The following is a 25,296-nucleotide window of genomic DNA, read 5'->3' as shown; positions in this document are numbered from 1 at the left end:
ATAAATAAGGCAGTACTTTTCCTTATACTTCTTTTCGAAATCGGGGTGCCACCTTATTATTTTTTCGATCACGATACAAGATAAAGCCACCGATAAACCAAACTCCTATAACTAATGCGAATGCTCCAATGAAAAATTGAAGCCATAGTGCTTCATATGGCCATACTAGTTGATAAAATAGGGTATCCCTCATTAGTTTTATCCCATAACCAGCTATAAAAACAGGTATAAGCAAAATACATAAGGCAATAAATCGTTGAAATGTCATTTCATTATTCCTTTCTTTTCATTAATAAATTCTATATTAATAACAGATAGAAGTGATCTTATATACTTTATACTTTATATAATATTTTTCTGTTTCTTTCCTGTAGCTACTAATTCAAAGCCCATGATAAAAGTTCTCTCTATTATAAAAGGCGGTCTACCCTGAAAATAGACTGGTTCAGTAGTGAAGGGTGACGACTCCAACGGGAAAAGCAATAGCAGAAGACCCGACAATTCGGCACGTTAGTGCGAAGTGTGGAGGCTGAAGCATTGCCCGTGCAGCCAGGATGGTAGGATTACGCCGTTGCCCACAGGACGTGGGCTGACCTTAGGCGTAATTGGTTCGCCTGCAACGGATGAAACCCCTTAATGAGTATTTTCATCCCCCATGGTGCAAGTATGTTTACAATCGCAGTGTCTTCTTTACCACGGACGATCTCCACATGCATGTCTTCTCTTATATTTTATAGTAATAAAACATTGTGGGCAAACGTAATCTTATTTTTTTTCTAGTGAACATCATGTATAGTAAATAAAGAAGGTATGAAAAAAATTGCACACATTATATTCTGTAAAGATAAGGAATGGGGTGAAGTATATAATGAAAAGATTATTGCTTATAGGTGCTGGGAAAGGTGGTACAGCTCTTTTAGAAGTCCTTAAGGAGACAGAGCAGTTTCATATTGTCGGTGTTGTAGATAAAAATAAAAATAGTTTAGGGATTAAAAAAGCAGAAGAATTTTCAATACCAACATTCCACGAGTGGTCTACAGCTTATAAAAAAACGAATCCAATCGACATCATTTTAGAGGTAACAGGTAATGCAGGGTTATTAAAGAAAATAAGGGAAACGATAAAAAATGACACAATAACCTTGATTCCCAGTTCTGTAGCTTCCATTATGTTTTATTTAATAGAAGAAAAAGAATTGTTAATTGATGAAGTGATTCAGCATAATATGAAATTAGATAGAATTTTAAACTCAACCCACGATGGCATGATTGCTATTGATAGAGAGCATAAAATTACACTAATAAATAAACGGGCAGAGGAAATGTCAGGACTATTAGAAGCAAAAGCTTTAGGAAGAAAGATTGAAGAAGTATTACCAACAAGTAAGCTTCCAAGAGTGTTGAAAACTGGAGTAACAGAAAAAAATCGTCGTCAAATTATTGGGGAAGAACGTTCGATTATAACTACAAGAGTTCCGATGTATATGGGGAACCGTATTTTTGGAGCACTAGCTGTATTTAGAGATATTACAGATATTTTAAATATGGCAGAAGAAGTTACAAATTTAAAAAGTATTCAACAAATGCTTGAAGCAATCATTCAATCCTCAGAAGACGCTATCTCAGTAGTGGATGAAAATGGGAAAGGGATATTAATAAATCCTGCTTATACAAGGTTGACTGGTTTATCGCAGGAGGAGGTTATAGGTAAACCTGCTTCTATCGATATATCGGAAGGGGAAAGCATGCACATGCAAGTACTGGAAACAGGTGAATCAGTTAGAGGAGTTAAGATGAAGGTAGGTATAGGCAAAAAGGATGTTATCGTAAATGTTGCTCCTGTTATTGTAGATGGCAAGCTAAAGGGAAGTGTTGCAGTTATCCATGATATGTCAGAAATTGAAGCATTAAACCATGAGCTAGAGAGAGCAAAACAAATCATTCGTACTTTAGAAGCAAAATATAGCTTTAACGATATCATTGGTGAATCAGAAGAAATGAAAATTGCTATCCAACAAGCAAAAATGGCAGCATTGACTCCTGCAACTATTTTATTGCAAGGGGAAAGTGGTACAGGTAAAGAGTTATTTGCTCATGCAATACATAATGCAAGTAAACGAAAATATAACAAATTTATTCGAGTAAATTGTGCTGCTATATCAGAAACATTATTAGAAAGTGAATTGTTTGGATATGAAGAAGGAGCCTTTTCAGGTGCAAAACGAGGTGGAAAGAAAGGTTTGTTTGAAGAGGCGAATAAAGGAAGTATTTTTTTGGATGAGATAGGTGAAATTTCATTACATACACAGGCGAAGCTATTACGAGTTTTACAAGAGAAAGAAATCGTTAGAGTTGGAGGGACGAATGCCATATCCATTGATGTTAGAGTAATTGCAGCTACAAATGTGGATATGGAAGAGAAGTTAGAGAAAAAAGAATTTAGAAATGATTTATTTTATCGTTTAAATAGAATGCCAATATTTATACCTCCATTAAGGCAAAGAAAATCGGATATTTCACCGTTATGTAATCATTTATTAAATAAATTAAATCAAGATTATGGAAGAAATGTAGGGGGAGTATCGGGAGAAGCATTGGAAAGACTTAAAAATTATCATTGGCCAGGAAATGTTAGAGAACTAGAAAACGTATTAGGACGGGCGATGATACATATGCATTATTTAGAAAATAAGATAAGTATCCATAACCTTCCTTCCCTTGATAATAAAAATAATGATAAGATTCAAGGTTATCAAGAAGAAGGGTTTGTTAAGAAGAACTACAATAATCAAACATTACAGGAAGTATTAGATAAGGAAGAAAGGGACATGATTTATGGTGTCTTAAAAGAGAATAATGGAAATAAAACGAAGACGGCAAAAGAATTAGGTTTATCTATTCGAAATTTGTATTATAAATTGGACAAGCACAACTTGCACTTATGATTTACGAAGTATTATGCATGCAAAATATTGCGCGTTTTGAAAAAAGTTGCGCGGTTAAATGTTAAAGTGTCTATAAAAAATAGTAGTTCAATCATTGTAAAGTGTTGGCATAGTTTTTGCATAATTAATAAAGTGGGAAAGAAAACTTAGAGAAAGGTGGAGCAGCAACATGAACTTGGAAACGTTAATAACTGCAATAAAAAGTAACCAGAATTGCCGTACTATTGTTGTTGCACATGCAACGGATATAACGTTGTTTCTTGCTGCAAAACAGGCTTTAGACGAAAGGCTAGCGTCTTTTATATTTGTAGGTCCAAGTGATTTAATGACAGACCTTGCTAAAGAAGTAGGGCTTTTTCAAGGGTTGGATGAGAATGAGAGAATACGTTTTGTCCATTCAGATAATGACATAAGCTCAGCTAATCAAGCGGTTCAGCTCGTCCGTAAGGGGGAAGGAGACATTGTAATGAAAGGAATGCTAGCAACTTCCCTTCTTTTAAAAGCAGTATTAAATAAAGATTTTGGACTTAGAACTGGAAATGTTTTATCCCATTTAGCCGGCTTTTCTCTTTCGGAACGGGATAGCTTTCTGTTCGTTACGGATGCAGCAATAAATATTGCTCCTGACTTAAATGGTAAAGTGCAAATTTTACAAAATGCAGTAGAGGCTGTAGGGAATATGGGAATAAATGAACCAAAGGTTGCTGTAATTGCAGCTGTTGAAACAGTTAATACGTCAATGCAAGCCACTTTAGATGCAGCAGCATTAACCATGATGAATCGAAGAGGTCAAATTAAACAATGTGTCGTTGATGGCCCCCTTGCATTAGACAATGCTGTTTCCGTTGATGCAGCAAAGCAAAAGGGAATTGATTCGAAGGTAGCAGGCTATGCTGATATTATTATAGTACCATCAATTGAAGTGGGAAATGTTTTATATAAATCTTTAACTATATTTGGTAAAGCTATTGTTGGTGGAATAATTGTAGGAGCAAAAGCACCAATTATACTTACATCAAGAGCTGATTCTATTGAGAGTAAAATGCTATCTATGACGATGGCTTTAAGTACAGTTACTGTAGATTAGGAGAAGTGTACATATAAAAAAGAGGAGGCATTTTAAAATGGAATTATTCAAATATATGGAAGCGTTTGATTACGAACAGGTAGTTGTTTGTCAAGATAAAGAATCGGGACTAAAAGCCATTATTGCCATACACGATACAACATTAGGACCGGCACTTGGTGGTACAAGGATGTGGACATATGATACTGAGGAAGCTGCCTTTGAAGATGCACTAAGGTTAGCGAAAGGCATGACATATAAAAATGCAGCTGCAGGCTTAAATCTTGGTGGGGGAAAAACAGTTATTATAGGTGATCCTAGAAAAGACAAAAATGAAGCGATGTTTCGAGCATTTGGTAGATTCATTCAAGGGTTGAATGGGCGTTATATTACGGCAGAAGATGTAGGTACCACTGTGGAGGATATGGATCTTGTTTACCAAGAGACTGATTATGTAACTGGGATTTCACCAGCCTTCGGATCATCAGGAAATCCATCTCCAGTAACAGCTTATGGTGTTTATGTCGGTATGAAAGCTGCCGCAAAAGAAGCATTTGGATCTGACTCGTTAGAGGGAAAACGGGTTGCTGTTCAAGGTGTAGGTAATGTAGCATTTACATTATGTCGTCACCTTCATGAAGAAGGGGCAAAGTTAATTGTTACTGATATAAATAAAGATGCAGTTCAACGAGCTGTTGAGGAATTTGGTGCAGAAGCTGTAGATACAAATGATATTTATAGCGTAGATTGTGATATTTACTCTCCATGTGCACTTGGGGCAACAATAAATGATGAAACGATTCCTTTATTGAAGGCAAAAGTGATAGCAGGCGCTGCCAACAACCAGCTAAAAGAAACTCGTCATGGAGATATTATTCAAGAAAATGGGATTATATATGCACCTGACTATGTTATAAATTCAGGTGGTGTCATCAATGTTGCTGATGAGCTATTAGGTTATAATCGAGAACGGGCCTTAAAAAAAGTAGAAATGATTTATGATAGTATTCTTACTATATTTGAAATTTCTAAGAGAGATAAGATTCCAACTTATAAAGCTGCGGATCGCATGGCAGAAGAACGAATACAAACAATGCGTAAATCAAGAAAACAATTTTTAAGAAATGGAATGGACATATTAAGCAGAGGAAGATAATGGCGCAAGAAAGTTGCATTAGGGGGAACTGACGTGGGACAAAGAGACTATAGAATTTTAACAATTAACCCAGGATCTACTTCTACTAAGATAGGTGTATTTGACAATGAAAGAATGATAATGGAAGAAACAATCCGGCATGATAGAGAGAGTTTAAATAAATATAACTCCATTATTGAACAATATGCTTTTCGTAAACAAATGATTTTAGAAACGTTAGATAAAAATAATATGAATTTATCAAAGTTATCTGCAGTAGTAGGCAGAGGAGGCCTCCTTCGACCTATTGAAGGAGGTACGTACTTAGTAAATGAAAAAATGTTAACGGATTTAAAGGAAGGCTACTCAGGACAACATGCTTCAAATTTAGGGGGAATTCTTGCTCACGAAATAGCGACACAATTAAATATTGAAGCTTATATCGTAGACCCGGTAGTTGTGGATGAAATGGACCCAGTAGCAAGAATATCAGGATATGTAGACTTTGAACGAAAGAGTATTTTTCATGCATTAAATCAGAAGGCAGTAGCTAGACGTGTTGCAGATGAACTTGGAAGATCATACAAAGACCTTAAGTTAATTGTCGTTCATATGGGTGGCGGTATAACTGTAGGTGTACATAAATACGGCAAAGTGGTAGACGTAAACAATGGACTACATGGAGAAGGACCATTTTCACCAGAAAGAGCAGGAACTGTACCTGCTGGTGATTTAGTTTCTATGTGTTTCTCTGGTGAATATTATGCGGATGAGATAATGAAAAAAATTGTAGGTCAAGGTGGTCTAGTTGGTTATTTAGGTACGAATGATGCAGTAGAAGTAGAAAATAGGATAACTAAAGGTGATGAAAGAGCAGAAATTGTTTATCAAGCAATGGCATATCAAGTTGCTAAAGAAATTGGTTCTGCATCTACTGTTATTTCTGGCAAAGTAGATGCTATTATATTAACTGGTGGTCTTGCTTACGGAAAGCAATTTGTAGCAAAAATAATAGAAAGAATTAATTGGATCGGAAATGTTATAGTAAAACCAGGTGAAAATGAACTTCAAGCCTTGGCAGAAGGGGCTTTACGTGTATTACGAAAGGAAGAAATTGCGAAAGAATATAATTTTTAATCATTTCAAAAAGGGTTTTCCTACGTTAATCTAGAATTTAGGAGGGATAGCTATGACTAAGGAATATGACCTAGTCATAATAGGAGCTGGTACAGGCGGTTATGTAGCTGCAATTCGAGCTTCTCAGTTAGGTATGAAAGTTGCGGTTGTTGAAAAAGAAAAATTGGGGGGAACTTGCTTACACAAAGGCTGTATCCCTAGTAAAGCACTATTGAGAAGTGCTGAGGTATTTCAAACCGTGAAAAAAAGTGATGATTTTGGTATAGAAACGGAGAAACCAACCTTAAACTTCATAAAAGTACAGGAAAGAAAGCAGGGGATCGTTGACCAATTATATAAAGGTGTTCAGCATTTAATGAAGATAGGAAAGATTGATATTTATGAGGGGCATGGTCGAATATTAGGACCATCCATTTTTTCACCGTCACCTGGAACAATATCAATTGAAAATAATGATGGATCAGAGAATAATATGATTGTACCAAAGTATGTATTAATCGCTACTGGAAGTTCACCAAAGCTATTACCTGGCATAGAGTCTGACGGAGAACACATTTTAACGTCAGATGATGCGCTAGAATTAACGAAGCTACCTAAAACGATAACGATAATAGGTGGTGGTGTAATTGGTATTGAATGGGCTTCAATGCTCGCAGATTTTGGGGTTCAAGTAACTGTCCTTGAGTATTTACCGCGTATTCTTCCACTTGAAGATGAAGCTGTCTCTAAAGAAATGCAAAGGGCAATGAAGAAAAAAGGAGTAAAGATAGTAACAGGAGCAAAGGTAATACCAGAAAAACTAAAAGTACAAGGGGAAGCAGTTTCAATATCCTATGAACATAAGGATAAATTAGTTGATACAGAGTCTGAAAAAGTACTAATATCTATTGGAAGAAAAGCGAGCATTTCTGATATAGGGCTTCAGAATACAGATATTAAAATTGAAGATGGTTATATCGTTACGAACAAATACTATCAAACAAAAGAATCACATATATACGCAATTGGTGATTGCATTGGAGGCTTACAACTTGCTCATGTTGCTTCACATGAAGGGATTGCTGCTGTAGAGCATATGGCTGGAGGAAACCCACACCCAGTGAATCCAGAACTAGTAGCGAAATGCACTTATTCATCTCCGGAAGTTGCCAGTGTTGGATTGACTGAAGTGGAAGCAAAAGAAAAAGGATTTGAAGTGAAAACAGGAACTTTTTCCTTTAAGGCAATTGGTAAAGCACTAGTATACGGTGATACAACTGGATTTGTTAAGTTTATATCCGATGCAAAAACAGATGATTTATTAGGAGTCCATATGATTGGACCTCATGTTACTGATATGATTTCTGAAGCTGCTCTAGCCAAGGTTTTAGATGCAGCCCATTGGGAAGTAGGGGAAACGATTCATCCTCATCCAAGTTTATCTGAAGCTATCGGAGAAGCAGCCCTAGCAGTTGATGGGAAGGCAATTCATGGTGGATAGTGCCTTTACTTCTGAGTACAACAGAAATGTGGAGAAATAAGGAGGGGTTGATATGACAGAACAACGTCACCAACGACTAGGATTATCGGATGATGATGTACTTGAAATGTATGAAACAATGTTGTTAGCAAGAATGATTGATGAAAGAATGTGGTTATTAAATCGAGCTGGGAAAATTCCTTTTGTCATTTCCTGTCAAGGTCAAGAAGCAGCCCAAGTAGGGGCAGCGATGGCATTAAAGAAGGAGAAGGATTATGTCCTACCGTATTATCGTGATATGGGAGTTGTCTTAACCTTTGGCATGACGGCACAAGATTTAATGCTGTCAGGGTTTGCAAAGGCAGAGGATCCGAATTCTGGAGGGCGTCAAATGCCAGGGCATTTTGGTCAAAAGAAAAACCGAATAGTAACAGGTTCATCTCCAGTAACCACACAAGTTCCACATGCTGTTGGTTTTGGATTAGCTGCGAAAATGAAAAAAGAGGACTTTGTTGCATTTACTACATTTGGGGAAGGGTCATCTAATCAAGGGGATTTCCATGAAGGAATAAATTTTGCGAGTGTTCATGATCTGCCAGTTATTTTTATGTGTGAAAATAACAAATATGCAATTTCAGTACCACTAGATAAACAGCTCCGTTGTGAAAAAATTTCGGATCGAGCTATTGGATATGGAATATATGGAGAAACGGTAGATGGGAATGATCCTCTTGCTGTATATGAAGCTATATCTAATGCAAGAGAAAGAGCTATTAAAGGAGAAGGTCCAACGTTAATAGAGACAGTTTCCTATCGATTAACTCCTCATTCTAGTGATGATGATGATAGTACGTATAGAGAGAAGGCAGAAGTGGAAGCAGCGAAAAAAATAGATTCCATTATTACTTTTAGTTCCTATTTAAAAGATATTGGAGTATTAACGGAAGAAAGAGAAGAAGAAATTCGTAGTAGTCATCGGAAAATGATTGATGATGCAACAGATTATGCTGAAAAAGCTCCATATGCTGAACCTGAATCTGCATTGAAATTCGTTTATGGAGAGGAGTGAAGTAACAATGCCGATAATTTCTTATATAGAAGCTGTGACGAGTGCTATTAAAGAAGAGATGGAACGAGATGAAAGTGTTTTTGTGTTAGGTGAAGATGTAGGAGTTCGTGGTGGGGTCTTTCGAGCAACGAATGGGTTATACGAACAATTTGGTGAGCAGAGAGTAATCGATACTCCTTTAGCAGAATCAGCGATTGCTGGTGTTGGAATAGGTGCAGCTATGTATGGAATGCGTCCTATAGCTGAGATGCAATTTGCCGATTTTATTATGCCTGCTGTAAATCAAATCGTTTCTGAAGCTGCAAAAATTCGTTATCGTTCAAATAACGATTGGCATTGTCCATTAACCATAAGAGCTCCATATGGTGGTGGAGTACATGGTGCACTCTATCATTCCCAGTCTGTAGAAGCCATGTTTGCAAATATACCTGGATTAAAAATTGTCATGCCATCTACCCCTTACGATGTGAAGGGATTATTAAAATCAGCAATACGAAGCGATGATCCTGTTTTGTTTTTTGAGCATAAACGTATGTACCGTTTAATAAAAGGTGAGGTACCAGTTGAAGACTATACACTACCGATTGGGAAAGCTGATATAAAACGTGAAGGTGAAGATATAACCGTTATTACTTATGGTTTATGTGTTCACTTTGCCATGCAAGCGGCAGAAAACCTTGCGAAAGAAGGATATGAGGCACATATTCTCGATCTACGAACGGTATATCCACTAGACAAAGACGCAATTATAGAAGCTGCCAAAAAGACAGGGAAAGTATTATTAATAACTGAGGATAATAAAGAAGGAAGTATAATAAGTGAAGTATCAGCAATCATAGCAGAAAATTGTCTTTTTGATTTAGATGCTCCTATTCAACGGTTAGCTGGTCCAGATGTACCGGCAATGCCTTATGCACCAACGATGGAAAAGCATTTTATGGTAAATCCAGATAAAGTAGAAACAGCTATGAAAGAGCTTGCTGAATTTTGATGTTTACCTTCAAGGAGGTGCCAACTGAATGGCCACTAATATTACGATGCCCCAATTGGGGGAAAGTGTAACAGAGGGTACAATTACAAAATGGCTTGTAAAGCCTGGAGATGAAGTAAATAAATATGATCCAATAGCAGAAGTCATGACAGATAAAGTAAATGCAGAAATACCCTCTTCCCATGCAGGGACAATTCATGAATTAGTTGTTGCAGAGGATGAAACAATTGCTGTAGGAGAAGTTATATGTATTATGTCTGTAGCTGGAGAAACAAATGAAGAAGAAGTTCCAGGGGAGAAGACAAAACCAGACGAAGTAGAAAAGGCTGCAGAAGTAAACAAGGAAAGAGAGAATGGATCTAACAAGCGCCGCTATTCACCTGCTGTTCTAAGATTAGCCCAAGAGAATGACATAGATTTAGAGCAAGTGGAGGGTAGTGGTCGAGGTGGTAGGATTACTAGAAAGGATTTACTAGCTTTAATGGAAGCTGGAAATATACCAAAAGGACAAGGAAAAGAAAAAGGTGTAGCAATAGAGGATCAGACTGGACAGGATAGTAAGAAATCTACAGTTCAATCAACATCGTCTATTGTTACTAAAAAAGGCCGGGTAGAAGAAATACCTATAAGTGGTGTACGGAAAGCAATCGCTAATAACATGGTTAAGTCAAAGCATGAAGCCCCTCATGCTTGGATGATGATTGAGGTAGATGTGACAGATCTTGTCAATTATCGAAATAAAGTAAAAAATGATTTTTTACAAAAGGAAGAATTGAAGTTAACGTTCCTGCCATTTTTCGTAAAAGCAGCAGTAGATGCTCTTAAAGCATATCCGGAAGTAAATTCAATGTGGGCAGGAGACAAAATTATTCGTAACAAAGATGTTCACATATCTCTAGCTGTAGCCACGGAAAAGGATTTATTTGTTCCAGTTATTAAGCATGCAGATGAAAAAACAATTAAGGGATTAGCTAGGGATATTCATGAACTAGCTACAAAGTGTCGAACAAATGCATTAACTCAAGAGGATATGCAGGGGGGCACCTTTACTGTTAATAATACTGGCTCCTTTGGTTCCATCCAATCACAGCCAATTATTAATTATCCGCAAGCAGCTATTCTTTCAGTAGAATCTATTGTAAAACGTCCAGTCGTTTTAGAAAATGATGCAATTGCTATTAGACATATGGTGAATTTATGCATGTCAATTGATCACCGATTGTTAGATGGTTTGATTTGTGGTAAATTCCTAGGACACATAAAAAATAGCTTAGAAAATGTGAATGAAAAGAATACAAATATTTATTAATATATTCAATGGGCCATTTACTCTAAGGAGTACTTGGCTCTTTTTAATGAGAATAACTTGTTCCTATTCGTACATACTAATGGAAAATGTGAGAGGATGGCGTTGATTTTGAAAAAAATGATATTTTTCTTCTGTAGTTTAGTAATGATAGGAAATTTTTTCACAAGTACTATTTTGGCAGATGATTTAGATGAAAGATGTGATGAAAATGAGTGTGAAATGAATCATGAACAGGTTACACACCATCATGAGATGATAAAGGTGCATTTGCAATATTACTATGAGCTTCTTATTGAAAAGCATTCTCCTGAATTAAAAGAAGAATGGAGGGAGATTGTTAGAGATAGAGAGGCAATTCATAAAAAAATAAAAGAAATGAAAAAAGAAGGGAAAGAAATAGAGGATTGCGAAATAACGAAAGCATGGAAAGAAAAGCATAAAAGATATCAAGAGATGTTCCTTGATGCTGTAAATAAAAGAGATTCAGAAAAAATTGAATCCCTATTGCCACTATTGCTCCAGCTACATAAGCAATGGAATGAAAATCATCTAAAAATGTTAAAAGGAGAATAGGAAAAGAACAGGGCCAATGGTACAAAGAAGGGTATTAAGAGTTGGAGGTAAGGAATATAATAGTGTGAAAAATTTAATTTAACTTGCTTTTAATGGAACGCTTGGATGAATTAGTCCAAGTCCTTTCTAATTTTCGAGTTACTCATTATTGTAGTAGACAAAATTTAAGGTGTTTTTTGGTTTAAGTAATTTTGTTGCCCTGTAAAGAGTATTATTATTTTTGTTAATCGTAGTAATTCTTATTTACAAATCGTAATTTTTACGATATAATCCTCATTGGGTTTATAAAACGTAATGATTACGAAAGGGGACAGAAATTATGAAACGCATATTGATCTTATTTTCATTTATTTTTCTTTTATCAACTGTTCTTGCAGCTTGCGGACAAGATGAAGTTAATTCTAGTGAAACTGCAGACGAAACGATAAAAGTTTATACAACTTTATTTCCTTTGGAGGATTTTACAAATCGTATAGGTGGGGAATATGTTGAAGTAACAAATATTATTCCTGCTGGAACAGATGCACATTCCTTTGATCCTACAGCAAATCAAATGATTGAGATTACAGAAGGAGATTTATTTATTTATAATGGTGCAGGATTTGAAGGATTTGCTGAAACAATTAAGGATATAATTGAAGGGGATGTAGCGATACTTACTGCTTCTACTGGCATTTCTTTTATTGACTACGATCATGACCATGATCATGACAACGAAGATGATCATGGACATAATGATGATCACGGTCACAACGAAGATGATCATGGACATAATGATGATCACGGTCACAACGAAGATGATCATGGACATAATGACGATCACGGTCACAACGAAGATGATCATGGACATAATGACGATCACGGTCACAACGAAGATGATCATGGACATAATGACGATCACGGTCACAACGAAGATGATCATGGACATAATGATGATCACGGCCACAACGAAGATGACCATGGACATAACGACGATCACGGCCACAACGAAGATGACCATGGACATAATGATGATCACGGACATAACAACGAAGGTGACCATGGACATAACAACGAAGATGACCATGGACATAATGACGAACACGGACATAACAACGAAGATGACCATGGACATAACGAAGATGATGACCACGGGCATTCACATGGTGATGAAGACCCTCACATTTGGTTAGATCCACTTCGTGCAATTCAAATGGCTGAAAATATAAAAAATGCGCTAGTGGAGATTCGTCCGGATTTAGAAGAGATATTTGCCGAGAATTTTGATGCTTTAAAACACGATTTAGAAGAACTTGATCAAGAATTTTTAGAAATGAAAGGTGAAATTTCAAAGGATACTATTGTAGTTTCACATGCAGGATATGGATATTGGGATGAAAGATATGGCATTCATCAAGTTGGTATAACAGGTATTTCTCCAACGAATGAACCATCCATCAGACAAATGCAAGAAACAATGGAGTTTTTACAATCGGAAGAAATTAATTATGTAATGTTTGAGCAAAACATACAAGTTAATGTTGCTGAAACGGTACGTGAAGAAGTGGGAGCCGAAGCATTATGGTTACACAATTTAGAAACATTAATGCCTGAGGAAATTGAAGCAGGAGAAGACTATTTTAGTTTAATGAGAAAGAACTTAGAGACTTTAAGAACAGCATTACAGTAATATATAAGTAAGAGAAATTTCATTTACAGTATCCAATAAAAATTGTTTCAAAAAGAACAGACTATTCGTATGGTCTGTTCTTTTCTTTTTGTCTACTGAAAATAAAAACAGGTTCAGGAGAGGAATGCGGCGACTCCAGTGGGAATAGCGGTAGCTGAAACATTGCTCACAAAGCCAGGATGGCAGGATTACGCCGTTGTCCACAGGACGTGGGTTGCATTTAGGCGTAATTGGTCCACATGCAACGGATGAACACCCTCTAAATAGAAAATTTTCATCCCTCATGGTGCAAATCTCCATTTGCATTTGTGATCTACCCTGAAAATACGCGGTATAAAAGCAAAATGAAGTATTGACAAAAATGATTATTTTCATACCTCATGGTGCAAACTTACACTTGCATGTGTGGTCTACCCTGAAAATAGCCATACTGTAGATATACTATTTATTCGTTACGATCCACGTCCAGTGGGTAACGGTTTAACCCCTCCATCCTGTTTTGGCATCCTTCTGGGGTCTTGTATAAACAATTCCTACAATAATCAAATGCAAAAACGTGGTAAACAATATAGTTAAAGTGTAAAATGAAGATAATCGAATTATGAAAGGGTGTATTTGAAAAATGGATTTTCAAATGTTCATGAATGATGTGGTTCAAACAGCTAGAAAAGAGATGGTTGAATCTGGTTATAAAGAGTTAACGAAGCCTGAGGAAGTTGATGAAGTTTTAAGTAATCCAGGAACAACATTTGTTATGATTAATTCCGTTTGTGGATGTGCAGGAGGAATTGCAAGACCATCTGCAGCTTATATAAAAAACTTTGATGTGAAAGCTGATAACTATGTTACTGTATTTGCAGGACAGGATAAAGAAGCTACAGAACAAGCACGTTCTTACTTTAAAGGCTATCAACCATCCTCCCCATCCTTCGCATTAGTAAAAGATGGAGAAATACAAACAATGGTAGAAAGACACGAAATTGAAGGGCATGAACCCATTGAAGTTGTTCAAAAGTTAGAAAAAGCCTTTGAACAATATTTTAAATAAAATTTATTCTAAAAATGGAGGTGGAAGCCTCCTTTTTTATATGCTATAATTCAGACTTGAATAAATGAAAGATACTTAGGAGTGAATAAACGTGAATGAACTTTATAAACAAATACATATATACTTGAATATGAATGAAGAAATTGAATTTAAAGAATTTGATGCATATTATAAAAAGGTACTTGAATATTTCAATAGTAATGCAGATCAATTTGATGAAGAAACACTTTGGAGAGCATTATTTATAGCGGAAAATGTCATGTCAAATGCAGATTCAAGAGCAAAGGAAGAGAAAGGATCAGCAGCAAAGAAATATAAGAAAATTGCCCAACGGCTTTCTCTTTGGGGACAAAACTTCACAGGTAGACTTGGAGAATTAGGATATTCACAAGATCAATTAAATGAACGATTTGAAGAAATGTTTAATGATGAGGTTTGAACGGATAAAGAATGACTTGATTTTTTATAAATGAATTGTTATACTCCTATAGTACGGACGGGAAATTCGTCCGTTTTTGCGCCTATGGTGAAATGGATATCACACGAGATTTCGGCTCTCGCGTTCTGGGTTCGAATCCTGGTGGGCGCGCCATACATATAAACAGTCAAAACTCCAGTATAAAAAACTGGAGTTTTCTTTTATCATCCGTTCTATGAGGTGAAGTCATGTTTCGAATAGGATCCCGTACAATAAAGACAGCCCTAGGTGCTGCTTTGGCTATAGCAATTGCACAGTTTCTACAATTAGATTTTTATGTTTCTGCAGGAATTATTACTATTTTAAGTATCCAGAAAACTCGGAGAAAATCATTTCAACTTTCATGGATTCGACTTTCTGCCTGCTTCATTGGCCTCTTATTTGGAGTTGTATTCTTTGAACTTATTGGGTACAATCCTTTGTCACTTGGACTTTTATTACTACTATTTATCCCCACAACTGTCTTTCTAAAAATTCAAGATGGTATTGTAACTAGCTCGGTTATTATTTTACATTTATACTCAACAGGCTATGTAACGACAGATTTAATTATAAATGAACTTGCACTGATAATCATTGGGATAGTCTGCGCTTTATTAATGAATGCTTATATGCCAAGTGTGGAAAGAGACCTGCAAAAGAGGCAACAACAAGTAGAAAGGCTATATTCTAAAATATTTCATGAATTTGCAATTTATGTTCGCTATGGAGATAGGGATTGGGATGGGAAAGAAATTGCTGATGCAGCAAAATTGCTAGATGCTGCCCAAGAAATAGCAATGCAAAATTTAGATAATCACATTTTACGATATGATGATCAATATTTTCATTATTTTGAAATGAGAGGAAAGCAATTGGAAATTATTGAAAGAATGATGCCACTTCTTACCACAATAGAAGTTCAAATTAAACAAGGTGAAATGATTGGAGAATTCATGGAAGAGCTTAGTGAAGGTGTTACTCCAAAAAACACAGCTTATTTTTTTATAGAAAAGCTCGATAATATACGTGAAGTTTTTAATGAAATGCCTCTACCAAAAACAAGGATGGAATTTAAAGCTCGATCTGCCCTTTTTTATCTTGCCTATGAAATAGAACAATATTTGCTTATTAAGCAGCAATTTAAACCGATACAAAATTATTCAATTTTTAGATGAATAAAAGAGGTGCCTTCTGTAACAACTAAGAATACGAAAAAACAACTTATAGAAGGCAGTGAGAATCGTGATATCGATTATCTTATCCATTGTATTAGTTATCTCTCCCATATGGCCAATAGGGGAAAATCCACTTGTAGGTGACCCTTATTTGATAGTGAATAAAAATAGTCATGAATTAGCTTATATATTAGAGGGAGAAGTAAAACAGGTATATAGCGTTGCTACTGGAAAGGTTGATAATCAAACTCCTGAAGGGGAACATACTGTCATTGTGAAGGCTGTAAACCCTTATTATCGTAAAAAGGATATACAAGGTGGAGATAAGAATAATCCACTAGGGACACGATGGATAGGGTTTGATGCAAAAGATACAGATGGAAGAATATACGGTGTCCATGGAACGAATAATCCTGATTCTATTGGAAATGAAGTAACAATGGGATGTGTAAGGATGAAAAATGAGGATGTAGAAATACTATTTGAGGAAGTTCCTATTGGTACAAAAATTTATATTGTTTCAAGCGATGAAAGCTTTGAAGAATTAGGGAAAAAGCAAGGGGCAATAGCGAATTAAGTAAATAAAAGGATATATTTTCACATATACATTCCAAAGGGGCAGCTCTAGGGCTGCCCCTTTGTATACAAAGATAAGAATTTATTAATTTTCTAACGTTGTCGAGGAGTCAGGACAACGATGATTTAGCCGTTGCCCACAGGACGTGGGCGTTCTTAGGATAAATTGAGGCGCCATCACCTCTTGTCAAATAACCTGTCCTAATAAAAGCAAAATGCACTTTTAAATGACGAGATCATTACATTTTGGATGAGAGGGCGCCTTGCACTTTCTTATTTAATGTTTATTTTAAACAGGAAAAGATCTAAATAACACTATGCTTCGATAGCTAATCATGCACTAACAAATTACCTTTGACTATAGGACAGTTTGTCTTAGAAAAAGGCAAGACCAGTTAATACAGTACCAAAAAACATAATGGCTACCATCACATAAATAATGATTTTACGATATTTACGGGGCATGTGACTTACCTCCTTGTGATCATTACTTTTTACTATTTTACTTTTTGTATTTGATTGTGACAAGTGTATAACACAAATATTAGTATATCATATAAATCTTCCTTTGATTTCTTTTTTGAGGAATTATAAAGGATTTTTTAATGAATAAAGCGAAATATTATTTATAATATTTAATATATTTAGATAATTAAGAAAAAGGAGGGGAGAATATGGGGAAAGATCGTTCCACTGAACTTGGGACGGATCAGCAATCTGAACGAAATGAAAAAAAGACAGATGTAATAGAAAGAAAAGAACAATTTAAAACATCTTCATCCATTCCAATAGAAAGGGTTTACCTTCCTAATCAGATTAATGGAATGTACATGGAAAAGCTCGGTCTGCCCGGTCAATACCCATATACGAGAGGAATTCGAAGGACGATGTATCGTGGGCGATATTGGACGATGCGTCAATATGCTGGCTTCGGTTCAGCAAGTGAAACAAATAAGCGTTTTCGGTATTTATTGGAGCAAGGTCAATCTGGATTATCAGTAGCCTTTGACCTTCCAACTCAAATCGGTTATGACTCCGATGACCCAATGGCATTAGGAGAAGTTGGGAAAGTTGGAGTAGCTATTGATACATTAGATGATATGGAACTGTTATTTAAAGGAATCTCTCTCGATAAAGTTAGTACATCCATGACAATTAATGCTCCAGCAGCAATCCTTCTTGCTATGTATATTGTCGTGGCTGAAAAGCAAGGGGTGTCCCAAAAGAGTATAAAAGGGACGATTCAAAATGATATTTTAAAGGAATATATTGCACGAGGAACATATATTTTCCCTCCACAACCATCAATGCGGATGATTACAGATATTTTTGCCTACTGCTCAGAGCATACACCAAAGTTCAATACAATAAGTATAAGCGGATACCATATTCGTGAAGCTGGTTCAACAGCGGTTCAGGAATTAGCTTTTACTTTAGCAAATGCTATGGCCTATGTAGATGCTGCTTTAAAGACAGGATTATCAGTAGATCAAATTGCTCCAAGAATAGCATTCTTTTTCAATGGTCATAATCAATTTTTTGAAGAAATTGCGAAATTTAGAGCTGCAAGACGAATGTGGGCAAAGATAATGAAAGAAAAGTACGGTGCTGAAAAGGAAAAAAGTATGCAGCTCCGTTTCCACACACAGGTTGCAGGGTCCACTCTTACTGCACAACAGCCTGATAATAATATTGTACGAGTTGCAATACAAGCTTTAGCAGCTGTACTTGGTGGAACACAAAGCCTACACACAAATGCAAAAGATGAAGCCCTCTCCCTACCTACAGAAGAATCTGCACAAATAGCCCTTAGAACTCAGCAAATTATAGCACATGAAACAGGAGTAACAGACACGGTTGATCCTTTAGGTGGATCCTATTTTATTGAAGCACTAACAGATGAAATGGAGAAAGAAGCCACAGCATATTTGAAAGAGATTGATAAACGGGGTGGCGCTGTTTCTGCTATTGAACAACAGTATATGCAGCGAGAAATTCAGCGAAATGCATATGAAAGTAACAAAAAAGTAGAAGTGGAAGAAGATATTGTTGTAGGCGTGAACAAATACCAACTAGAAGAGGAACCGCAAACAGAGCTTTTACGCATTGATGAAGCCTTTGTGGAAGAGCAAGTAAATCGAATACAGCATATTCGCAATTCTAGAAATAATACGGAAGTAAAGAATTGTTTGGCAAACCTTAAACATGCTGCAGCTGATAGCTCTGTAAATATCATGCCTTATATTATTGCAGCGGTAAAAGAATACTGCACGGTAGGAGAAATCTGTCATGCGTTAAGAGAAGTATTCGGAGAATATTAGAGTAGCAACGGTTAGAAGGTGGAGGAGGAGCCGTATGAGAAAAATTCGTGTATTGGTAGCTAAGCCAGGCTTAGATGGTCATGATCGAGGTGCATTAATCATCTCTCAGGCTTTACGGGATGCGGGAATGGAAGTCATATATACAGGGTTAAGACAAACGCCTAAAAAAATTGTGAAGGCTGCCATTCAAGAGGATGTTGATGCTATCGGTCTTTCTAGTTTATCAGGTGCACATAATGTACTTTTTCCTGAAGTTGTAAAACTACTTAAAACGGAAAATGCAGAGGACATTCTTGTATTTGGGGGAGGGGTTATTCCGTACGAAGATATAAAAAATCTGGAACAAAATGGAATTAAAAAGATATTTACTCCAGGTACTTCTACAAAAACGATTGCTGCTTTTATTGAAAAGGCAGTTATGGAAAAAAGGAATGGTCAATTGGGTATTTTAGATCCCCCTAATGGAATTGATCATATTGGAATAGCCGTTCGTTCCATTGATGATGCATTGCTTTTTTATCGAAACCATTTTTCTATTGAAGTGGAAAAAGTGGTTGAAGTGGAATCACAGCAAGTTAAAGTAGCTTTTCTTCCTTTAACTAATTGTAAATTAGAATTATTGGAACCGCTTTCAGATGACGGTGCAATAGCAAAATTTATTAATAAGAAAGGAGAAGGTATCCACCATATTGCTTTTTCTGTGAATAGTTTACAGGATCGGTTAGATCAATTAAAAAAAGAAGGTGTTAAATTAATTAATGAAACTCCTAAAAATGGTGCAGGTGGATATCCAATTGCTTTTCTTCATCCAAAAAACGCAAATGGTGTCCTTGTGGAATTATGTGAAACACATAATAACGAAGGAGACGAATAACAATGGATATGTATGAAAAAATAAATGAACTGTATGATAAGCGAAGAAAAGTAGAGTTAGGCGGAGGAGATCAACGAATTGCAAAGCAGCATGAGAAAGGGAAACTCACAGCACGGGAACGAATTGATATATTACTAGATGAAGGAAGTTTCATAGAGTTAAATCCATTCATCGAGCATCGCTGTGATGACTTTGGAATGAGCAGTGGTTCAGCACCAGGAGAAGGTGTTGTTACTGGCTATGGAAAAGTGAATGGAAGAATAATATTTTTATTTGCTCAGGATTTTACGGTGTATGGAGGCGCCTTAGGAGAGATGCATGCAAAAAAAATCTCTCACGTCATGGATTTAGCAGTGAAAAATAAGGCTCCTTTTATAGGACTAAACGATTCAGGGGGAGCTCGTATACAAGAAGGTGTACTTTCATTAGACGGCTACGGTCACGTTTTTTATAGAAATGCCATTTATTCAGGTGTTATTCCACAAATATCTGTTATTATGGGTCCTTGTGCTGGGGGAGCTGTGTACTCTCCTGCAATTACTGATTTTGTATTCATGGTTGAAAATACAAGCCAAATGTTTATCACTGGACCTAAGGTAATTGAGACAGTAACTGGAGAGTCTATAACAGCAGAAGCATTAGGTGGTGCAAGTGTTCATGGGTCAAAAAGTGGCAATGCCCACTTTAGCTGTAAAACGGAGGAAGAAGCGTTACGAAATGTTTGTGAGCTTCTAAGCTATTTACCATCTCATCATGAGGATAGTCCTCCATCAATGTCATATGAAGGTAAGGAAAATTACTTATATGACATATTAGACTATATTCCTGTTGATTCTTCTCGTCCTTATGATGTTCGTAAAATAATCCGAGAGGTAGCAGATAAAGGTAGCTTCTTTGAGGTGCACAAAACATTTGCCAGAAATGCAGTTGTTGGTTTTGCAAGAATAAATGGAGAATCCATAGGTATTATTGCAAACCAACCGAAAGTAATGGCAGGAAGCTTAGATATTGATTCATCCGATAAAATCTCTCGCTTTATACGTTTTTGTGACTGCTTCAATATTCCGTTATTAACATTTGAAGATGTTACAGGCTTTTTCCCTGGAGTAAAACAAGAGCATGGAGGAATCATTCGTCATGGGGCAAAAATTCTGTATGCTTATTCTGAAGCTACTGTGCCTAAGATTACAGTAATTTGTCGAAAGGCTTATGGAGGGGCATACGTAGCGTTAAATAGTAAAGCTATTGGAGCTGATATTGTCTATGCATGGCCTAATGCAGAAATTGCAGTAATGGGACCTCACGGTGCAGCGAATATTATTTTTGCTAATGAAATAAATGAAAGTAAAAATCCTGATCAAATGAGATTAGAAAAGATCGAGGAATATCGAGAAAAATTTGCCAACCCATATGTTGCAGCAGCAAACGGAATGGTTGATGATGTCATTGATCCAAGAGAAACGAGAATAAAGCTAATACAGAGCTTTGACATGTTAAGAAGAAAACAAGAAAATCGACCGAAGAAAAAACATGGGAATATACCGTTGTAAGCTGTGGAGACCTAGATGAAATCATAGGTTCAATGATATAAGAGTAGCAATAAAGTTGTTCGTAACTACACTTTTGTTTAAAATACTATATGAGTATAAAACATTTATTGGAGGAACGCATTCATGATAAACGAACAACGTTTAGTAGATGAATTTTTGGAATTAGTGAAAATCGATTCTGAGACGAAATTTGAAAGAGAAATAGCTGATATTTTAAAAGGAAAATTTGCTTCTCTTGGCGTTCATGTGAAAGAAGATGATACGACAGAAGTAACTGGACATGGAGCAGGTAATCTCATTTGTACGTTGAAAGGTAATGATGGGATTGATCCAATTTATTTTACTTCTCACATGGATACGGTAGTACCTGGTGTAGGTGTTACTCCATCAATAGAAGCAGGCTATATTAAAACAGATGGCACAACAATTTTAGGTGCAGATGATAAAGCTGGTATAGCTGCAATGCTAGAAGCTATCCGTGTTTTAAAGGAACAAGCTATTAACCATGGTACTATTCAATTTATTATAACAGTTGGTGAGGAATCAGGATTAGTGGGGGCAAAAGCAATAGATAAAAATGATATTATTGCCAAGTATGGCTTTGCTTTAGATAGTGATGGGAAAGTGGGATCTTTAATCGTAGCAGCTCCAACACAATCTAAAGTAAAAGCAATCGTTCACGGTAAAACGGCTCATGCAGGAGTTGCACCAGAAAAAGGTGTGTCTGCCATTACCATTGCTTCAAAGGCTATTGCCAAAATGCCATTAGGCCGTATTGATGAAGAAACGACAGCCAATATAGGAAGATTTGAAGGCGGATCACAAACGAATATCGTCTGTGATCGAGTAGACATTTTAGCAGAAGCAAGGTCACTCTTACATGAAAAAATGGAAAAGCAAGTAACAGCAATGAAGGTAGCCTTACAAGAAGCTGCAGAAGAAATGGGTGGACGAGTGGATGTGGAAACTAAGGTAGTATATCCAGGGTTCAAGCATCAAGAAGGAGATCACGTAGTAGAAATTGCAAAGCTAGCAGTTCAAGCAATAGGAAGAAAAGCGGAACTCCTTCAAAGTGGCGGTGGTAGTGATGCTAACGTTATTGCTGGCTTCGGCATACCAACGATTAATTTGGGAATAGGCTATGAAGAAATTCATACTACAAATGAAAAGCTACCTATAGAAGAGCTTGTGAAAGCATCGGAGCTCGTAGTGGCCCTTATTATACAAGCTGCAAAATAAATCGGTTAAGGTAAAGCATTCCAACATGTTTGGGGTGCTTTTTTATATAGGTATATTATCATTTAATATAAACAGAAATAACAGTATTTGTATGGCATATTACCTATAAAGACTTAAAAACTATTAGGAAATTTATATAATGTTTAATTTTTAATAGTTTAGGGAAAAAATACCAAAAATGTAAACAAGAAATTGGTTACATATGGTAAAATGAATAAAGGACTTATCAAATTAAGGGATGTGAAATGATATGTCTTATAATGGGGATATGCATTTACTTGTAAATTATTTTAGAGGATTAAGTAAGGCAATGGAAGATGAATGGCAAAAACTAGCAAAAGGACTTGGTTTAACACAAGCAGAGCTTCATGTTATGTGGATTGTAAATTCAAAAGGGAAAATATCAGTGTCTAAAATAGCAAAGATAGGTTTGTGGGATCGTTCAACTGTCATGCAAATATTAAAAAGATTAAAGGAAAAAAACCTTATTACTGTCACCAAAGATGAAAATGACTTGCGTGTAACTCACATATCATTAACAAAGGAGGGAAAGGAAAAAAGAAATCTATCACAATTTAAAGAATCAAAATTTTTAGAGTTCCTCTGTCTATATCAAAATGAAAATAAGAGATTCATGGATGAACTCTTTAAATTTCAAAAGGAATTAAATTCTTATTTTCATGGTGATGAATTTATTGAATGGGTAGAAGAAACATCTAAGAATTATAATGAATAAATACATAATGGGAGCCATTTAGCTGGAAATAACCACTTAATGGCTATTTTTTATTGTTTTTTCGCTTACACTCTGAATGTTTTTATGTGAAACGCGTTGAATCGTTCGGATTTTACTTGAAAGCCATCAGTTTCTCTGATAAGATGTATAGCGGTCTAAGAAATTGAAACAGGGAGAGGATCTGTCATGGCCAATAATTATGATGTAATTGTTGTAGGAATGGGACCTGCAGGAATATTTACTGTTTATGAATTAACAAAAAAACGCCCAGAATTAAAAATATTATTTATTGATAAAGGACACGCCATTTATCAACGAAGATGTCCAATTAACGAGAAAAAGATTACTAAATGTCCACCACCAGCTGGAAGAAAAGAATTTACAGGATGTCTACCAGCATGTTCTATAACAAGTGGATTTGGTGGTGCTGGTGCATACTCAGATGGAAAATTTAACATTACAACAGCATTTGGCGGATGGATGCAAGATTACTTAGCCCCATCAGAGGTTTTAGAATTAATTAAATATGTAGATGAAATTAATCTAGAGCATGGAGCTCCTCATGAGTGTACGGACCCAACAACGGAAGAAGTTCGTGACATTGAAAAACGAGGAATGGGAGCTGGGTTGAAGCTGTTACGCGCGAATGTTCGTCATTTAGGGACAGAAGTGAATTTAAAAATATTAACAAGTATATATGAAACGTTAAACGAACGTGCAGAATTACGACATAGAACAGAAGTTGAAGACATTATTACGGAAACTGTTGATGACAAAATACGTGTAACAGGTGTTCGCTTGAAAAAAACTCAAGAAGAGCTTTTTGCTGATCATGTCGTTATTGTTCCAGGACGAGATGGTTCAGAATGGCTTGGAGACTTATTGAAAAAACGTGGGTATAAAATGGTGAATAACCAAGTTGATATTGGTGTTCGAGTAGAAACTTCAGATGTCATTATGGAAGAAATAAACAAACATCTATATGAAGCGAAGTTTGTTTTTAATACTTCTGTTGGGACTAAAGTAAGAACTTTTTGCTCCAATCCCTCTGGACATGTGGTTGTTGAAAATCATAGTGGTGTAATGACAGCAAATGGGCATGCATATAAAGATCCTAAGCTAGGAAGTGAAAATACAAACTTTGCTTTACTCGTATCACATACTTTTACAGAACCGTTTGATAAGCCAATATCATATGCCAAGGAAATTTCTGAACGTGCTAACGATTTATCGAGTGGATCTGTCATCGTTCAAAAATTTGGAGATATTTTAAAAGGAAGACGATCAACAGAAAAACGTATAGCAGAGGGCTTCTTAGAGCCTACTTTAAAGGAAGCTGTACCAGGTGATCTTGGCTTAGTTCTACCGTACAATACAATGAAGAGTTTAATTGAAATGATGGATGCATTAGATAAGGTAACCCCTGGAATCGCATCAGAGCATACATTATTTTATGGAGTGGAAGCAAAGTTTTACTCAGCTAGACCAATCCTCACTTCTGAATTTGAAACGGAAATATCTGGATTGTTTGCTGGAGGAGATGGTGGTGGAGTAACTCGAGGTCTTGCCCAAGCAGGGGCTAATGGGGTGCATATAGCACGTAACATCATAAAACGAAAAGAAGCAGGAAGCACAACAAAAAAAGAGCCAGCAGCAACTTATTGAAGGATGCTTATTGGCTCAATCTGACCATATTCTAAAGATTCAAGTATCATTTCTTCGGAGTAACCTATTTTTGTTGAAAGTTCTTTTATCGTTGGTGAGGGCCATTCATTTTTTGCGTATTGATCGACTACCTCGACAATTAAATATAATACTATTGTGTGGGTGGTCTCACTTCGGATGATTTCCGGCATCTTTTCGACCGCCTTTCCACGATTAGTATCTTCTATCATAACATATTTTTAAAAAATATAAAGTCTATCAATAATGACAAATATTAATAAAAGAAATACTAGTATGACA

General features: G+C 36.2%; 23 protein-coding genes and 1 tRNA gene. 21 read left to right on the top strand and 3 right to left on the bottom strand.

Translation table 11 applies throughout. The features are described from left to right. Positions 1-22 precede the first annotated feature (22 nt). Positions 23-268, bottom strand: a complete 246-nt coding sequence (locus QA612_RS14430) for a DUF2627 domain-containing protein (protein ID WP_278284524.1) — start codon at positions 266-268, stop codon at positions 23-25. A 600-nt stretch (positions 269-868) separates the two neighbouring features. On the opposite strand from QA612_RS14430, the gene QA612_RS14425 reads away from it, so the two are divergent. The 15 genes from QA612_RS14425 (at position 869) to QA612_RS14355 (ending at position 16,612) form a co-directional block, all read left to right on the top strand. Further along, entirely contained in the window at positions 869-2,944 is a 2,076-nt protein-coding gene (locus tag QA612_RS14425; protein ID WP_278284523.1) for a sigma 54-interacting transcriptional regulator, read from the top strand. Positions 2,945-3,113: 169 nt separating this feature from the next. After that, a complete protein-coding gene (locus QA612_RS14420; protein ID WP_278284522.1) occupies positions 3,114-4,031 on the top strand; it encodes a bifunctional enoyl-CoA hydratase/phosphate acetyltransferase in 918 nt (305 codons plus the stop codon). Positions 4,032-4,068: 37 nt separating this feature from the next. Further along, the gene (bcd, locus tag QA612_RS14415; RefSeq protein ID WP_278284521.1) at positions 4,069-5,166 is read left to right on the top strand and encodes a branched-chain amino acid dehydrogenase; all 1,098 of its coding nucleotides are present in this window, start codon (positions 4,069-4,071) and stop codon (positions 5,164-5,166) included. Between the two features lie 33 nt (positions 5,167-5,199). Continuing rightward, positions 5,200-6,282, top strand: a complete 1,083-nt coding sequence (gene buk / locus QA612_RS14410; protein ID WP_278284520.1) for a butyrate kinase — start codon at positions 5,200-5,202, stop codon at positions 6,280-6,282. A gap of 52 nt (positions 6,283-6,334) precedes the next feature. Next, positions 6,335-7,762: a dihydrolipoyl dehydrogenase gene (gene lpdA, locus QA612_RS14405; RefSeq protein WP_278284519.1), complete on the top strand. Its 1,428-nt coding sequence runs from the start codon at positions 6,335-6,337 to the stop codon at positions 7,760-7,762. Positions 7,763-7,814: 52 nt separating this feature from the next. Further along, entirely contained in the window at positions 7,815-8,810 is a 996-nt protein-coding gene (locus QA612_RS14400) for a thiamine pyrophosphate-dependent dehydrogenase E1 component subunit alpha (protein ID WP_278284518.1), read from the top strand. A 7-nt stretch (positions 8,811-8,817) separates the two neighbouring features. Further along, positions 8,818-9,801: an alpha-ketoacid dehydrogenase subunit beta gene (locus QA612_RS14395; protein WP_278284517.1), complete on the top strand. Its 984-nt coding sequence runs from the start codon at positions 8,818-8,820 to the stop codon at positions 9,799-9,801. Between the two features lie 28 nt (positions 9,802-9,829). After that, complete coding sequence (locus QA612_RS14390) at positions 9,830-11,110, top strand: dihydrolipoamide acetyltransferase family protein (protein WP_278284516.1); 1,281 nt, start codon at positions 9,830-9,832, stop codon at positions 11,108-11,110. 108 nt (positions 11,111-11,218) lie between these two features. After that, positions 11,219-11,683, top strand: a complete 465-nt coding sequence (locus QA612_RS14385) for a hypothetical protein (RefSeq protein ID WP_278284515.1) — start codon at positions 11,219-11,221, stop codon at positions 11,681-11,683. A gap of 319 nt (positions 11,684-12,002) precedes the next feature. After that, entirely contained in the window at positions 12,003-13,352 is a 1,350-nt protein-coding gene (locus tag QA612_RS14380; RefSeq protein WP_278284514.1) for a metal ABC transporter solute-binding protein, Zn/Mn family, read from the top strand. Between the two features lie 622 nt (positions 13,353-13,974). Next, positions 13,975-14,400: a BrxA/BrxB family bacilliredoxin gene (locus QA612_RS14375; RefSeq protein WP_278284513.1), complete on the top strand. Its 426-nt coding sequence runs from the start codon at positions 13,975-13,977 to the stop codon at positions 14,398-14,400. Between the two features lie 91 nt (positions 14,401-14,491). Further along, a complete protein-coding gene (locus QA612_RS14370) occupies positions 14,492-14,839 on the top strand; it encodes a hypothetical protein (RefSeq protein ID WP_278284512.1) in 348 nt (115 codons plus the stop codon). 78 nt (positions 14,840-14,917) lie between these two features. Next, positions 14,918-14,992 (top strand) — tRNA-Arg (locus QA612_RS14365). 74 nt (positions 14,993-15,066) lie between these two features. Next, positions 15,067-16,035, top strand: coding sequence for an aromatic acid exporter family protein (locus QA612_RS14360; protein ID WP_278284511.1), 969 nt, complete (start codon positions 15,067-15,069; stop codon positions 16,033-16,035). Positions 16,036-16,105: 70 nt separating this feature from the next. Further along, positions 16,106-16,612: a L,D-transpeptidase gene (locus QA612_RS14355; protein ID WP_278284626.1), complete on the top strand. Its 507-nt coding sequence runs from the start codon at positions 16,106-16,108 to the stop codon at positions 16,610-16,612. A gap of 374 nt (positions 16,613-16,986) precedes the next feature. Here QA612_RS14355 and prli42 read toward each other — a convergent pair whose 3' ends face one another. Further along, positions 16,987-17,076: a stressosome-associated protein Prli42 gene (gene prli42 / locus QA612_RS14350; RefSeq protein ID WP_278284510.1), complete on the bottom strand. Its 90-nt coding sequence runs from the start codon at positions 17,074-17,076 to the stop codon at positions 16,987-16,989. Between the two features lie 209 nt (positions 17,077-17,285). On the opposite strand from prli42, the gene QA612_RS14345 reads away from it, so the two are divergent. From QA612_RS14345 to QA612_RS14320, 6 genes are all read left to right on the top strand, one after another. Beyond that, positions 17,286-18,932 (top strand): acyl-CoA mutase large subunit family protein, encoded by a 1,647-nt coding sequence (locus tag QA612_RS14345; RefSeq protein WP_278284509.1) that lies wholly within the window; start codon positions 17,286-17,288, stop codon positions 18,930-18,932. Between the two features lie 34 nt (positions 18,933-18,966). After that, positions 18,967-19,806, top strand: coding sequence for a methylmalonyl-CoA epimerase (mce, locus tag QA612_RS14340; protein ID WP_278284508.1), 840 nt, complete (start codon positions 18,967-18,969; stop codon positions 19,804-19,806). A 2-nt stretch (positions 19,807-19,808) separates the two neighbouring features. Then, positions 19,809-21,356 (top strand): acyl-CoA carboxylase subunit beta, encoded by a 1,548-nt coding sequence (locus tag QA612_RS14335; protein ID WP_278284507.1) that lies wholly within the window; start codon positions 19,809-19,811, stop codon positions 21,354-21,356. Positions 21,357-21,479: 123 nt separating this feature from the next. Further along, positions 21,480-22,595 (top strand): M20/M25/M40 family metallo-hydrolase, encoded by a 1,116-nt coding sequence (locus QA612_RS14330; protein ID WP_278284506.1) that lies wholly within the window; start codon positions 21,480-21,482, stop codon positions 22,593-22,595. 250 nt (positions 22,596-22,845) lie between these two features. Further along, on the top strand, positions 22,846-23,331 hold the full coding sequence (locus QA612_RS14325) for a MarR family winged helix-turn-helix transcriptional regulator (RefSeq protein WP_278284505.1): 486 nt from the start codon (positions 22,846-22,848) through the stop codon (positions 23,329-23,331). Positions 23,332-23,517: 186 nt separating this feature from the next. Beyond that, complete coding sequence (locus QA612_RS14320) at positions 23,518-24,996, top strand: NAD(P)/FAD-dependent oxidoreductase (protein ID WP_278284504.1); 1,479 nt, start codon at positions 23,518-23,520, stop codon at positions 24,994-24,996. On the opposite strand, the gene QA612_RS14315 is transcribed toward QA612_RS14320, so the two are convergent. Next, the gene (locus QA612_RS14315) at positions 24,990-25,187 is read right to left on the bottom strand and encodes a hypothetical protein (protein WP_278284503.1); all 198 of its coding nucleotides are present in this window, start codon (positions 25,185-25,187) and stop codon (positions 24,990-24,992) included. The genes QA612_RS14320 and QA612_RS14315 overlap by 7 nt on opposite strands. Between the last annotated feature and the right edge of the window lie 109 nt (positions 25,188-25,296).

Source organism: Evansella sp. AB-P1 (assembly GCF_029688925.1).
GTDB lineage: Bacteria > Bacillota > Bacilli > Bacillales > Salisediminibacteriaceae > Evansella.
The sequence above is the reverse complement of the archived record's forward strand: the minus strand, read 5'-3'. Positions and strand labels throughout refer to the sequence as shown.

Coding starts and splice junctions, on each gene's coding strand:
- QA612_RS14430 (WP_278284524.1), bottom strand. CDS start 268: ATGACATTTCAACGATTTATTGCCTTATGTATTTTGCTTATACCTGTT.
- QA612_RS14425 (WP_278284523.1), top strand. CDS start 869: ATGAAAAGATTATTGCTTATAGGTGCTGGGAAAGGTGGTACAGCTCTT.
- QA612_RS14420 (WP_278284522.1), top strand. CDS start 3,114: ATGAACTTGGAAACGTTAATAACTGCAATAAAAAGTAACCAGAATTGC.
- bcd (WP_278284521.1), top strand. CDS start 4,069: ATGGAATTATTCAAATATATGGAAGCGTTTGATTACGAACAGGTAGTT.
- lpdA (WP_278284519.1), top strand. CDS start 6,335: ATGACTAAGGAATATGACCTAGTCATAATAGGAGCTGGTACAGGCGGT.
- QA612_RS14400 (WP_278284518.1), top strand. CDS start 7,815: ATGACAGAACAACGTCACCAACGACTAGGATTATCGGATGATGATGTA.
- QA612_RS14395 (WP_278284517.1), top strand. CDS start 8,818: ATGCCGATAATTTCTTATATAGAAGCTGTGACGAGTGCTATTAAAGAA.
- QA612_RS14390 (WP_278284516.1), top strand. CDS start 9,830: ATGGCCACTAATATTACGATGCCCCAATTGGGGGAAAGTGTAACAGAG.
- QA612_RS14380 (WP_278284514.1), top strand. CDS start 12,003: ATGAAACGCATATTGATCTTATTTTCATTTATTTTTCTTTTATCAACT.
- QA612_RS14375 (WP_278284513.1), top strand. CDS start 13,975: ATGGATTTTCAAATGTTCATGAATGATGTGGTTCAAACAGCTAGAAAA.
- QA612_RS14360 (WP_278284511.1), top strand. CDS start 15,067: ATGTTTCGAATAGGATCCCGTACAATAAAGACAGCCCTAGGTGCTGCT.
- prli42 (WP_278284510.1), bottom strand. CDS start 17,076: ATGCCCCGTAAATATCGTAAAATCATTATTTATGTGATGGTAGCCATT.
- QA612_RS14345 (WP_278284509.1), top strand. CDS start 17,286: ATGGGGAAAGATCGTTCCACTGAACTTGGGACGGATCAGCAATCTGAA.
- mce (WP_278284508.1), top strand. CDS start 18,967: ATGAGAAAAATTCGTGTATTGGTAGCTAAGCCAGGCTTAGATGGTCAT.
- QA612_RS14335 (WP_278284507.1), top strand. CDS start 19,809: ATGGATATGTATGAAAAAATAAATGAACTGTATGATAAGCGAAGAAAA.
- QA612_RS14330 (WP_278284506.1), top strand. CDS start 21,480: ATGATAAACGAACAACGTTTAGTAGATGAATTTTTGGAATTAGTGAAA.
- QA612_RS14325 (WP_278284505.1), top strand. CDS start 22,846: ATGTCTTATAATGGGGATATGCATTTACTTGTAAATTATTTTAGAGGA.
- QA612_RS14320 (WP_278284504.1), top strand. CDS start 23,518: ATGGCCAATAATTATGATGTAATTGTTGTAGGAATGGGACCTGCAGGA.
- QA612_RS14315 (WP_278284503.1), bottom strand. CDS start 25,187: ATGCCGGAAATCATCCGAAGTGAGACCACCCACACAATAGTATTATAT.